This is a genomic window from Thermofilum sp., from assembly GCF_038871435.1.
Lineage (GTDB): Archaea > Thermoproteota > Thermoprotei > Thermofilales > Thermofilaceae > Thermofilum > Thermofilum adornatum.
Genome location: NZ_JAVZIC010000005.1, coordinates 101,394 through 113,298 on the forward strand (window position 1 = coordinate 101,394; position 11,905 = coordinate 113,298).

Below are 11,905 nucleotides of genomic sequence, written 5' to 3' on the forward strand. Positions count from 1 at the left end.
TAGAAGTGTAACAAAAATAATAACGGTATTGGTTAAATATGGAAGGTTACCGTCTAATGTTTTGGCTAGGTTCATTCGTCCTCGGACTTATCGTTGGCTCTTTAATTTCTCAATTTTTTATCTCGAAAATCCATGAAACATCTCTAGCTCCCTCATTCCAAGCAAATGGGCAAAACACCACCTGGACTCTAACATCTCGTAAGCACGTAGTCCTTAGGATAGCTACAACTACGAGTCTCGACGCGACGGGCCTTCTAGATGTAGTTAAGAAGAGTTTCGAGGACAAGTACCCCTGGATAGAGGTCACATGGGTTGCAGTCGGTACGGGACAAGCTGTTGAGCTAGGTAAAAGGGGTGACACGGACTTAATAATTGTTCATAATAGAGATCTAGAAGACCGCTTCATCTCGGAGGGCTATGGGGTTCACGGAGTTACTTTCGCATATAATGATTTCGTGCTGGTGGGTCCGCCAGAGGATCCTGCGGGTGTAAAAGGGTCCAAAGGAGCTGTAGAGGCCTTTAAGAGAATATTCCAGGCAGGAGAGCAGGGTAGGGCCATATTTGTCTCTAGGGGAGACAAGTCGGGAACAAATCTCCGGGAGCTATCGTTATGGGCAATGGCGGGGGTGGATCCCTCTGGAAAATCCTGGTACAAGGAAGCAGGCCAGGGGATGTCCCAGACCCTGATGATTGCCGATCAACTTCGCGCATACACGCTGTGTGACAGGTCTACTTTCCTAGTTTTCAAAGACAAAGTAAATTTGGTAATTTTGAGTGAAGGCGACCCATTATACCTAAATCTCTACAGGGCGATACCAGTCAATCCAAAAAAGTTTCCAAATGTTCACTACAACGAGTCCCTGCTGTTCGTATCTTTTCTTGTGTCTCCCGAGGGACAAAAAATCATTGGGACCTACACTAAAGATGGAGCAAAGCTGTTCAATGTTTGCTTTGGAAACTTGACTAGTCTAGGCATATACGACCCATACGAGTACGACGAGGAAAGTGGACAGGTGAGATTTTACAGGGAGCTCCTCTCCAGGAGTTAAGGAAGAGTGGGAGACAAATGGATATAGCAGAGCTAATACAGATTACTTTGCTATCAATCCAAGTATCTGGCGTAGCCGTTGTTCTTTCGTCAATCATAGGGGTATGGCTGGGCGCATATATAGCTACAAGCGAGTTTAAACTGAAGAAACTCACTATCACACTGATTAACACCTTAATGGGTACTCCGCCTGTTCTCTTGGGCCTCATACTTTACCTCCTTCTGTCTAGGTCTGGGCCACTGGGCTTCCTTGGGGTCTTATTTACGCCGGCGGCGATGATTATAGCACAATTCCTCCTAACTTTACCCATCGTGACAGGGCTGGCTATATCTGCGGTGGAATCTCTACCTCGAGAACTCAGGGAATACATTAAATCACTAGCCCTGCCGGCTCACTACGAAGTCTTGTTGCTTATAAACGAGGCTAGAACAGGCATCATTAGTGGTGTTCTGGCAGCGTTTTCGAGGGCTGTCTCAGAGGTTGGAGCCGTAATAATAGTGGGCGGCAATATAAGGTACTATACAAGGGTTCTCACGACTGCGATAGTTTACTACACAAATAGTGGAGAGTTTGACACAGTGCTGTGGCTAGGGCTAGTGCTCACTCTTGTCTATTTCGCTATAAATGCTGTCGTCCTTCTACTGAGATACAGAATGGGTGAAAGAAGTGATTAAGGCATTAAACATTGTAAAATATTTTGGGAAAACAAGGATACTAGACAATGTTTCTCTCGAGGCCCACAGGGGTAGAATCGCCGTAATTATGGGCCCCAATGGCTCGGGTAAATCCACCCTCCTAAAGATACTAGCACTCCTTATTCCTCCCGACGATGGACGCCTAGAAATAGATGATTCGCCCATAGACTTTGATAACGAACTTGAAAAGAGAAGCTTGCAGAAGAAAATTGCTTATCTCCCTCAAAGGCCCCCAGTTCTCTCTGCTAGCATCTTCAATAATATCTACCTTCCCCTGAGACTTAGAGGGGCATCAAAAGAAGAGGCAAAAAAGACAACAGAAAGCATACTTTCAATGCTTAGGCTCAAAGAATATGCCAAGATAAATGCACATAGGCTCTCGGGAGGACAAAAACAGCTCTTAGCAATCGGCAGGACACTAGCCCTTAACCCAGAAATCTTATTATTCGACGAGCCCACGGCCAGCCTCGCGCCTAATACTGCAGAGATTGTCCAAGACATTGTAAAGAGATATGTAAAGGAGAAAAATTGCTACGCGGTAATTGTTTCCCACAGCATCACAGAGGCTAAAAAAATTGCAGATGATCTCTATGTCTTAGTCTCTGGAAAAATAAAGGAGAGATTTAGCGGTCAGATATCTGAAGAAGAAATTTTGAAGTGGATATAGTTTCGTTTAGTGTTTCCTCTAGAAAACCTGGGAGAAATTTTCTGGATCATGTGGCTCGTTGAATTATTATATTTGTACAAGGGATTATCTATTGATTGGTCTTGACGAATGCTGAAACGATGCGACTCTTACGTGAGCTTAAAGACGCAAAGCCAATAGTAAACGTGGAACTCGAAGTCTCCGGTCATAAAATAACACAAGAAGATCTAGAGTTGCTGGAAGCTATACGGGAAAAAGGATCTATTAGAAGGGTATCGGCAGAGCTTAACGTCAGCTACAGGACGATCTGGCTAAGAATAAAAAGAATGGAGGACGAGCTTGGCTTCTACCTCGTAAAAAGGGAGAAAGGCGGGCTCGGCGGAGGAAAAGTCATCCTAACACTACAAGCGCAAATACTAACTGAGAAGTACAGAGTACTCTCGAAGCTTGTCCAGAAAAGGATAAGGGAAACAGACCTCTCGCCAACCCTAAGAATCTCTGGAAGCGACTGTCCAGGGGTTGAGCTCCTTATCCACCTATATGAAGAAAAAGGAAAAGTGGCTGAATATTTGAAAGTGGGCTCACAGCTCGGCCTAGAGCTATTAGTAAATGGCTACTCTGACCTTGCAGGAATACATATCATAGACCCAGAGACAGGAGAATACAACACAAATGTCTTGAGGAAAAAACTGTACCAAGGCCTGGTATTGATACATGGATACTGGAGAGAAATAGGATTCATCGTGGAAAAAGGAAATCCAAAAAACATTCAGAGCCCAAAGGATCTCCTACGAAGCGACGTTGTACTGGCAAACAGGAATAAAGGAAGCGGCACCCATCTCTTTACCCAATACCTATTAAGGGAAATCTCCAAGGAAATAGGCTCTCCGATCCAAGCCTTGACACGCAGAATTAGGGGCTATAGTTCAGAATATTATTCCCATAGAGAGGCATCTCTAGCTGTGCTCATGAAAAAGGCAGACGTAACAATTGGCCCCAGGTGGGTTGCAGATGAACTAGGACTCGAGTTCATACCTTTAGCTAGGGAAAAGTTCGACTTCGCGACAAGAAAAGAGCTTCTCAGAAAAGATGCTATAAGAGATTTCATAAGTCTACTGCAGTCACAACAATTTAGAGAGGAGGCTTCAAGGATAGGTATCTATACATCTCAACAGACGGGAACTTTGCTGAATAAGTAAACTATAATACACACAGAAAGATAGCATAAAAACTGAAGACTAGAGGGTCATCTATAGTATGAGAAAAAAGAATGCTTTATTACGTGTGCGTTTACCTGAACTCTTAGTCCAGGAACTTGACAATCTTGTGGCTAAAGGCTACTTTCAGTCTAGGAGTGAGGCAGTAGCCGAAGCCACACGACGGTTACTACTAGCTTACTCAGTTTCGTCGAGGATCCCCGTATCAATGTTTAAGTTGACTATTGAAGGGTCTTCTCGACAAGACCTGGGACCAGGAGACACCTTTGAAATAGACGTGGAGGAAGCCAGGAAGCACATATTAGAATTTTTCGGATCAGACTCTGTAGATGATATTATTAGGAAAACGAGAATGAGAATTTGATAATTCTTGACTTAAGGCATTTTTGAGATATTGAGTCCTGAAGAATACTTAACAAAGCACCAAGGACAGGATACCTTCTAGCAAAAAATGTAATACACTATTGCAGTATGTAAAATTTAGCGTGCCGGTCAGACAGTAGCGGCTTCTTCACGGGGAGCCGAGCTTTGTCCCCTCTTCATCCCATTAGAAATTGTTTTACCATCCTTAAGTATTTTTCTAGCCTCAACACGTCAAGTGGAAAGCGCCGAGAATGCTCTTTTCACGTGTAGCTATCTCGTTGAATAGCCTAACCGCGTCACGTGTCGGCAGAGCGTATATCTCTATGCCTTTTTCCTCTAAGAAACTGTAAACTTCCCTCTGTACCTTGACAAGTCCATGGTAACCTGTCCCAAAAACGACTATCCTGGGAGAGTATTCTAGCAAAAATTGCTTAATGTCTTCAAGGAAAACTTTGTGGCCCTCTTTCCTCCACCACTTTTCGCATACTACTTTCTCAGGGGTAACAATTACATCGTTAGTGTATGTCTTTCCGTGTACGCGGATTTTGCCGAATGAGTATTCCTCAACAATCATATCTATGTTACATATTGTTCTGGGAGATAAATTTATGTGCCCCCCAGAGTAGTCTTCAAGTACATAACCGTTAAATATCGTGTAGTGTCCTTTCACACATATGAGCTATAGAAAGCTGTTTGCACCAATAATTTTAGTGATTTTCCTGCTGAGCCTTGTCCCTACCTCTTTGTCAGCGCCGTCCCAGGGCCAACTCAAGATAATTGGCTCCGCCTGGATACTAGCGCCGGCAGTGGCACAAACCTCGACAGGAATGATAGGCTCCGCTACAAACATCTCCGTATTTGTGACCGAGGGATGGGGAGACGTGTACGTGTCGACTTATTCACTCACACAGGAAGACTTCCAGGGCGCCGCTACAGCGGCTGCCAGGGTAGTTACGAGGCTTCTTGGTCTCAACTTTTCCAACTACAACTACTACTTCAAAGTCCAGGGAGACGCGGTAATCATTGGGGGTCCAAGTGCAGGAGTGGCCATGTCGATCGCGGTCTACTCGGCCCTAACAGGCAAGCCCATAAACCGCTCTGTAACAGTTACAGGAATGATCTCCCCAGACGGCACAGTGGGTCCAGTCGGAGGTGTATACGAGAAGGCCCAGGCAGTGGCCCAGGCTGGTGCAAAAATATTTCTTGTCCCCCCTGGACAGAGCATTGTCACACAGTACCAGACAGTTGTAAAGAGAATTGGACCCTTCCGCTACTACACAACCCAGCCGGTAGTCATCAATCTTACGGACTACGCCCACAAGAATTGGGGTCTCAGGGTTGTCGAGGTCACCACTCTGACTGATGCTCTGTACTACTTTTTCGGCGTCAAAATTCCTGCAAGCTATACCACAGCACCATATCTGAGTAGCGATGCTATAAAGATTATAGATAAGGTTAGAAGCCAGCTCACACAGATTGCACAAAGGGAGCTTAACGAGGCATACACAAAAGTCAACGCATCGAGGCTGACAAGCGTCGGCAAGTCCACCCTGAACTCTTACTTGGATAGATATGCAAAAAGCTACTTGTCTCGGGCATCCACCAGAGATGTATCATCCATTTCGCTACTCACATCAAGCATAGCCATCTCTAGATGGATAAAGCTCTTAGTAGACTACTATTCAAATGTACAGCTAGACCAACAAGTGCAGGCCATCTCGGACCAGATAACTGCAACAATTGATGAACTAAGCAACAAGGCACCCAGAAACGTCCTAGAACTCAACATCCTTACGCTCTCAATAGACAAGACAGTCCAGGCACTCAAACTATACAACGAGTCAGCAAACATGTGGAATACAGACCCATCAACAGCCCTTCAAAACATAGCTTTTTCGTCGGCCCTCATAGATGAAGCAAAAGCCTGGAGCAACGGTCTACAGGCAGGGGTTTTACCAGACTCTTCACAGGTAGCTGCAACATATATCTCAGTAGCTAGGAGTACGTGGCCATACATATACTCAGTACTCAGCGAGGCTGGTGGAGACCTAACATTAATCGACTCTTCACAGATATACTATACGCTGGCAACCAGCCTCTACTCTTCCAAGAAGCCACTGTTCGCCGCAATAGCGGCTGCTAGAAGCATTGCACTGGCAGAGGCGGCCATGCTCTACTTCCAGGCACAGGCATCAGGAAAAGATCCCTATACAGAAGTCTCGAGGAAAAACGCCATGGCAGTCGCGTCAACATATCCAGACATGATTGCCTCAATATACTATCTAAACCAGTCTAGCGGCGCCGAGCTACAGGATCGCCTGGCATATTTGAAGCTGAGCTCACAGCTTGGAGAACTCGTCCAAGACCTGCTTAAAACCATTAATCTCAAGGAAACAGTCCAACAGCCAAAGCAAGGAGAATCAACTACACCAAGCCAGCCCAGCCAGACACCTAGCGCTCCAAGCAACCCGCAACCCAGCAAAAACATTGGTGACTGGATACAAGACATCTTGCTGAAGATAAGCCTGGCGTTCGAAAATCTAGTAAACTGGATAAGAAAGATTCTAGGCCTATAAAAATAGAAAAGAAAAAATATTTTATTTTTTCCTAGCCGGTCTGCATGCAAATCTTGACTGTGCTATTAGCTGTCTAAGCTCGCCCATAAGCTCGTGGACCTTCTGCAGGTCCTTGTTATTCGTGGCAACCCGTATCTCTTGTACCTTGCTATCAATTAGGGACGCCAAAGTGGCGTTGCATGTGCGGATAACCTTGGCAATATTCTCAGTTTCTCGAAGTGTGGTTTCCACTCTTCCAAGCTCCATTAGACCGGCGACGACATGGTTCATCTCGAAGAAGCTTTGGCGTAGCTTCAATAGGGCCTCCACATTTTTTCCTTGTGATATCAGGGACTGGGCCTCCTTTATCCTGGTATCGCTCCAGTTCTTAAACATCTGGGCAATGTTTGGGGCGAATTTTTCAAGTCTCTCATATATACGTTGCGTAGCGTTGACAAAATGTTCCAAGTCTTTTTGTACCTGTCTGGCCCTAAGCTGTGTCGCTAGGTCCCGTATAGATTTCTCTGCCTGTTTTATTTGTTCCCGTGCTTGTGCTAGGAGCTGTAAAGCTTTCGTGGTGTCATTGTTCTTTAGGGATGTCTGTGCTTGGCTGAGTAGGTTCGAGGCGCTGGTAAGGAGGCTTGTAACGTTAGACACATCAGCTCCGAGGCTCTTGAATTTTTCAGCCACCCTTGACAATGCTGCGACCTGGTTGGTGAGGGCTCTTATCTCAGCCTCTATGAATCTTTGTTTTCTCTCTTGTGCGCGTTCCCTAATCTCTTTTGTAAGCTGGAGAGCTATCGCTCTTAGCTCGGATGATGCTTGCCTAATAAGCTCCCTTGTCTGGTTTAAGTCGCCAGCGGCAAGCGTGTTCTTAGCTTGGTCGAGGATGTTCTTGACACTTGATATTTCTCCCAGTAGTTCTTGTTTCTTTGTTTCATTCGCTACGTGGGAGTTGATGAAGTTCTCCAGCCTAACTGTTTGGTTATATAGGAAGCTAATGTGTCTGCTGAGTTTTTCTTGGTCTGTTGTTCCTGGCTGGGATACTACTATCGTTGATGCGAAGACCTGTGTCACTACTAGTAGGGCTATTACCAGTGCAGCTATTGTTTTGTTCATTGTTTTTCACCAGGGTACATTGTAAAATAAGTTGGAAATAAGGATTAAAGTGGTTTTAAGTGGAATTTGAAATTTACCAAAGAACAAAATTTTAGTTGAGTTTTATAAAACATAAAAATTAATCTACTCTCATTGTTGCCCCTAATGGTTAAAATGAATTTCAAAATGCTTGAAAAGTGGTTCTACGAGAGAAGCCCACAAATTGTAGCGAGGGAACTCTTGGGAAAAATACTCTACAACACAGACTCTCAACGCATGGGTATCATTATAGAGACAGAGCCCTATTTCGGCATAGAAGACCCCGCGTCACGAGCCCGCAGGGGAGGAAACCTCGCAGAAGTAATGAGGGGCCCTGTATGCACGGCTCTTGTCTACGGTATCCATAGACAGTGGCTCCTAAACATTGTTGCACATCCTCCGGGAGAATACGGGGCCGTCCTTGTAAGATCGATTCTGCCAGTGGAAAGACAAGGAGAGGAATTTAACATTTTTAGACCGATATTTGGGCCAGGAAGGCTTACAAGGTATCTTTCCATCGATAAGTCTCTTCACGGATGTTTTCTTTGCCGTGAAGACTCCCGACTAAAGATACTCGACTACCTAGCAATAGAAGACAAATGTGTCCTTAGAAGTCGTAGAGTAGGTGTCAGAGAAGACCTCCCTGAACCATTGAACTTCAAGGTAAATAATGAATGCCTAGAAGCATTGGCAGAACAAATAAAGTGAACAATAATTTTTTTGGATAACACGTTCTCTAATGGGATGTGGCACGAAAAATATTCATTGTAGCCCACAGAGGCTCAAGCACAAAGGCGCCCGAAAACACATTGCCGGCCTTTGAGCAAGCCATAAAAGACGGGGCAGACTTTGTAGAAACAGACGTGTATAGGACACGGGACGGAGCAATCGTATGTATCCATGATCCTTCCCTTAAACGGACAACAAACGGCGAGGGCTTTGTCTTCGAAAAAACAATCGACTATATCAGGAGCCTAGATGCAGGGTCATGGTTCTCAGAGAAATTCAAAGGCGTACAGGTTCCACTCCTAGAAGAATACCTAGACATAATAGCCTCCTCGAATGTAGGCGCCTTCATCGAGATAAAAATGCCTGGAATAGAGGAGGAAGTCCTCGGAAAAGTCCTCCAGTGGGGCCTCGAAGACAGGACAGTAATCCTCTCAGGCAACTGGGGCGTATTGCTCAACGTTAAGAGACTGGTTCCGGGCATACCTACCCTAGCAGACCTGCCAAACCCAACCCCCCAAGCCATTCTCTCCGCCGCAAAGGTAGCAGACATAGTCAGCATTCACAGCCTACTATTCGAGGAACAGTTCTCAGAGATAGCCCACAGAAAAGGGCTTCTAGTCAACGTCTGGAACATAAATACTCCCGAGGAAGCCCTCAGCGCCGTAGAAAACGGAGCAGACTTTATCACAGCTGACAACTCAGAATTAATCAGAAAAACTATTGGAAAATAAGTTGTGACTCTTTATTGGCGGGGGACAGCGAAGAGCCTTTTCGCGTCTAAAGTTATTCTTACCTTTTCGCCTGGCTGTAGCCGTATACTTGTAGACGTTCTGAGCCTTGTCTGGTATTCTCCAAGACCGAGGATGTATTCCATGTGGTCGCCTAGATACGACGAAGCCAAAATCTTTGCCTCGACAACATTTGTTTGTTCTCCACCGCTTGCTAGTTCGACGAGTTCTGGCCTCACTGCTAAGAGTACAGGATTGCCTAAGCTGGCTTTCTCGACACGGGTCCTTGCAACAAGCGTTATGTCGCTGTTCTCTATTTGAACTCTCACAATTCCAGCTGAGGGGTTAAGAACTTCTATGATATTTCCTGGGATAAGGGTTGTGACCCCCATGAACTCAGCTACAAAGGGGGTGGCAGGCGAGCTGTATATCTCTTCTGGTGTTCCAAGCTGTTCTATCCTGCCCTTGTTCATTACTGCAATTCTGTCACACATTACAAGTGCCTCTGCCTGGTCATGAGTGACATAGATAGACGTTATGCCTAGCTCTTTTTGTAGCCTGCTGAGTTCAAACCTAACTTGTTCCCTAAGTTTTGCATCAAGATTGCTTAAAGGCTCGTCGAATAGCAAAGCCCGTGGCTCAACTATAATGGCTCTAGCAACTGCAACTCTCTGCTGTTGTCCACCGCTGAGCTGGTAGGGATACCTATCCAAGAGCTCCTCTATGCGTAGAAGCTCTGCAGCCCACTTAACCTTTCGAGAGATCTCGTCATCTGGAACCTTTTTCAGTCTCAGGCCAAAGGCAATGTTCTCGTATACCGTGAGATGTGGGAACAGAGCCCAGCTCTGAAAAACCATTCCAAGTCCACGTTTTTCTGGCGGCACATAGGTTATGTCTTCACCATCTATCAGCACCTTGCCCCTGTCAGGCATCGTTAGACCAGCAATTATACGTAGTGTCGTTGTTTTTCCGCTCCCAGAGGGACCCAGCAGTCCAAAGAATTCTCTGTCTCTTATCTCTAGGTATGGAATCTCTGCTGCAACCACTTTGCCGCCATAATACCCCTTATATACGTCTACCAATTCTATTTTTACCATTTACCTACCACCTCCTGCAAGAGACAGGGATACACGCAAATATTTTTCAGACAAAATTCCACCAATCAAGCTCGGAAGGAGTATAAACAGGCTCACTGCCGCGGCCCTTGGAGGAGAAATTGCGTAGCCCCTTATAAGCTCGTAAACAACTATTGTGAGCGTCTTTACTGAGGGTGCTCCCAGTAGCTGTGTCATTACGAATTCATTGAGCGAAATCGCCATTGAGAAAATGAATGCAGAAAGCATGCCTCTCCAAGTCAGTGGAAGGTAAACCTTCTGTATCACCTGCAACCTCGTCGCGCCGAATACTCTCGCAACCTCCTCTAAGTCCTTTGGAACCTGCATAAACGAGGCTGTTATGCTTCTAAGGGAAAATGGAATGGCGAAGAACATGTGTGCAGGTATTAGAGCCCACATGTTGCCCCTAAGCCCCAGGAATGTATAGAGGACAAGTATCCCGGTTCCTACGACGATTGCTGGGAATGCCATTGTTAAGTTGACAATAGTCTCTGTTATTATTGCAACTTTGTCTCTTCTTGTTGCAAGATAGTATGCGGGAAGGATGCTTATTAGAATTGTAACTAATGCAGTGAGAGGGGCCAGGATATAGCTGTTTATAAAAGCCGTCTGGACATAGCTGTCGGAAATCATCTTTTGGATCCAGCCAAATCCCAGCTGTGAGGGGAATAAGTCTGTTCCAAAATACCATTTTTCTGCCAAGGCATAAATGATGGTCATGACTGTTGGAAGCAAATAAAAGATCGCCAGGAACCCAAGGACAATGTAGTCCCAAACCTTGACGTTATTCTTCATCTTATCTCACCTGGTACACAATTGCTTTTGTGGTAAACCTGAAGAAGAAGTACCCAGCAAGAATAGATAATACGAGGTAAACAAATCCCGAAGTAAAAGCCATCAAAAAGTTGTTAAACAATGTGACATCGTTGAGGATAACAACGCTTAAGTATTGAGGCCAAGCGGCGCCCAAAACAAGCGGCACAGATACCCCGGTCAGGTTGTCCAAGAATACGATCGAAGCAGATGCAAAGAGAGCATACCTCGATAATGGGAAGTAAATTCTCCTTATAATTGTCCTCGTTGATGCTCCAAGCATCCTAGCCGCTTCAACTATTTCCGGGTTTATTAATTGCAATGGTCCATATGTAAGCAAGAAAGTCAATGTAAAAGTATACCACACCTTGCCAAGAATTATACCTATACCATATGGATCGTTCACTAGATATAGTGGTTCCTTTATAACCCCTAAAGCTTGTAGCACGCCATTAACAAAGAGCGCAACATACCCCCGGGGCCAAAGCAGGGTCCACCACATAAATGCGGCTATAAGGTAAGGCGTATATATAGCGATTAATGGGATAAAGGAGAACTTGCCCCACCATGTCGGCTTCCTAATAGTAAGGTAAAGCGCAAACATGTAGCCTGCCACCACAGCTATTAGAGTCGCAACCGCACTGTTCCAAAACGTGAAGTAGAGCGACTCGAGATATTTGCTTCCACCCGAGAAGAACTGTTTAAATCCGTCAAGAGTAGGTCCACTGCCCTGAATTAAAGGCGAAATACCGAAAGCACCTAGGATGACAGTAATTAAAGGTGCCACAAGGTATATGGCTAAGTAAACATAAAGTGGCAAAAGATACCAAATAGATACACGCCGGGCCTCAGACATTA

At 45.2% G+C, this 11,905-nt stretch carries 13 protein-coding genes; 8 read left to right on the forward strand and 5 right to left on the reverse strand.

All coding sequences use genetic code 11. The annotated features are described in order from the left end of the window. The first annotated feature begins 56 nt into the window (after positions 1-56). The 5 genes from QXT17_RS07235 to QXT17_RS07255 all read left to right on the forward strand — a co-directional run bounded on the left by QXT17_RS07235 (position 57) and on the right by QXT17_RS07255 (position 3,971). Positions 57-1,049 carry a substrate-binding domain-containing protein gene (locus QXT17_RS07235; protein ID WP_342783800.1) on the forward strand — a complete coding sequence of 331 codons (993 nt, stop codon included), beginning with the start codon at positions 57-59 and terminating at the stop codon, positions 1,047-1,049. Positions 1,050-1,066: 17 nt separating this feature from the next. After that, complete coding sequence (locus tag QXT17_RS07240; RefSeq protein ID WP_020961803.1) at positions 1,067-1,723, forward strand: ABC transporter permease; 657 nt, start codon at positions 1,067-1,069, stop codon at positions 1,721-1,723. Then, the gene (locus QXT17_RS07245) at positions 1,716-2,411 is read left to right on the forward strand and encodes an ATP-binding cassette domain-containing protein (protein ID WP_187147031.1); all 696 of its coding nucleotides are present in this window, start codon (positions 1,716-1,718) and stop codon (positions 2,409-2,411) included. The genes QXT17_RS07240 and QXT17_RS07245 overlap by 8 nt, the downstream gene beginning before the upstream one ends. Positions 2,412-2,512: 101 nt before the next feature. Next, positions 2,513-3,589, forward strand: a complete 1,077-nt coding sequence (locus QXT17_RS07250; RefSeq protein WP_148681927.1) for a substrate-binding domain-containing protein — start codon at positions 2,513-2,515, stop codon at positions 3,587-3,589. 58 nt (positions 3,590-3,647) lie between these two features. Further along, positions 3,648-3,971, forward strand: a complete 324-nt coding sequence (locus QXT17_RS07255) for a ribbon-helix-helix domain-containing protein (RefSeq protein ID WP_187148131.1) — start codon at positions 3,648-3,650, stop codon at positions 3,969-3,971. 222 nt (positions 3,972-4,193) lie between these two features. Here the strand turns inward: QXT17_RS07255 and QXT17_RS07260 are convergent, their stop codons facing one another. Further along, complete coding sequence (locus QXT17_RS07260) at positions 4,194-4,640, reverse strand: MTH938/NDUFAF3 family protein (RefSeq protein WP_052885485.1); 447 nt, start codon at positions 4,638-4,640, stop codon at positions 4,194-4,196. Positions 4,641-4,644: 4 nt separating this feature from the next. Here QXT17_RS07260 and QXT17_RS07265 point away from each other — a divergent pair, with 4 nt between their 5' ends. After that, positions 4,645-6,546 carry a S16 family serine protease gene (locus QXT17_RS07265; RefSeq protein WP_020961798.1) on the forward strand — a complete coding sequence of 634 codons (1,902 nt, stop codon included), beginning with the start codon at positions 4,645-4,647 and terminating at the stop codon, positions 6,544-6,546. Between the two features lie 21 nt (positions 6,547-6,567). Here the strand turns inward: QXT17_RS07265 and QXT17_RS07270 are convergent, their stop codons facing one another. After that, positions 6,568-7,644 (reverse strand): hypothetical protein, encoded by a 1,077-nt coding sequence (locus QXT17_RS07270; protein ID WP_020961797.1) that lies wholly within the window; start codon positions 7,642-7,644, stop codon positions 6,568-6,570. 144 nt (positions 7,645-7,788) lie between these two features. On the opposite strand from QXT17_RS07270, the gene QXT17_RS07275 reads away from it, so the two are divergent. Next, positions 7,789-8,370, forward strand: a complete 582-nt coding sequence (locus QXT17_RS07275; protein ID WP_240366741.1) for a DNA-3-methyladenine glycosylase — start codon at positions 7,789-7,791, stop codon at positions 8,368-8,370. Between the two features lie 38 nt (positions 8,371-8,408). Beyond that, entirely contained in the window at positions 8,409-9,122 is a 714-nt protein-coding gene (locus tag QXT17_RS07280) for a glycerophosphodiester phosphodiesterase family protein (protein WP_020961795.1), read from the forward strand. 11 nt (positions 9,123-9,133) lie between these two features. Here QXT17_RS07280 and QXT17_RS07285 read toward each other — a convergent pair whose 3' ends face one another. Genes QXT17_RS07285 through QXT17_RS07295 form a run of 3 tightly spaced genes read right to left on the reverse strand, consistent with a single transcriptional unit; the run spans position 9,134 to position 11,903 of the window. Next, complete coding sequence (locus QXT17_RS07285) at positions 9,134-10,216, reverse strand: ABC transporter ATP-binding protein (RefSeq protein ID WP_342783155.1); 1,083 nt, start codon at positions 10,214-10,216, stop codon at positions 9,134-9,136. Beyond that, complete coding sequence (locus QXT17_RS07290; RefSeq protein WP_020961793.1) at positions 10,217-11,029, reverse strand: ABC transporter permease; 813 nt, start codon at positions 11,027-11,029, stop codon at positions 10,217-10,219. A 1-nt stretch (position 11,030) separates the two neighbouring features. After that, on the reverse strand, positions 11,031-11,903 hold the full coding sequence (locus QXT17_RS07295; protein ID WP_020961792.1) for an ABC transporter permease: 873 nt from the start codon (positions 11,901-11,903) through the stop codon (positions 11,031-11,033). Between the last annotated feature and the right edge of the window lie 2 nt (positions 11,904-11,905).

Bases quoted from the DNA above. Each gene is read 5' to 3' on its own strand.
- QXT17_RS07290 (WP_020961793.1), bottom strand. From the start codon at position 11,029: ATGAAGAATAACGTCAAGGTTTGGGACTACATTGTCCTTGGGTTCCTG.
- QXT17_RS07235 (WP_342783800.1), top strand. From the start codon at position 57: ATGTTTTGGCTAGGTTCATTCGTCCTCGGACTTATCGTTGGCTCTTTA.
- QXT17_RS07240 (WP_020961803.1), top strand. From the start codon at position 1,067: ATGGATATAGCAGAGCTAATACAGATTACTTTGCTATCAATCCAAGTA.
- QXT17_RS07295 (WP_020961792.1), bottom strand. From the start codon at position 11,903: ATGTCTGAGGCCCGGCGTGTATCTATTTGGTATCTTTTGCCACTTTAT.
- QXT17_RS07255 (WP_187148131.1), top strand. From the start codon at position 3,648: ATGAGAAAAAAGAATGCTTTATTACGTGTGCGTTTACCTGAACTCTTA.
- QXT17_RS07275 (WP_240366741.1), top strand. From the start codon at position 7,789: ATGGTTAAAATGAATTTCAAAATGCTTGAAAAGTGGTTCTACGAGAGA.
- QXT17_RS07285 (WP_342783155.1), bottom strand. From the start codon at position 10,216: ATGGTAAAAATAGAATTGGTAGACGTATATAAGGGGTATTATGGCGGC.
- QXT17_RS07270 (WP_020961797.1), bottom strand. From the start codon at position 7,644: ATGAACAAAACAATAGCTGCACTGGTAATAGCCCTACTAGTAGTGACA.
- QXT17_RS07265 (WP_020961798.1), top strand. From the start codon at position 4,645: ATGAGCTATAGAAAGCTGTTTGCACCAATAATTTTAGTGATTTTCCTG.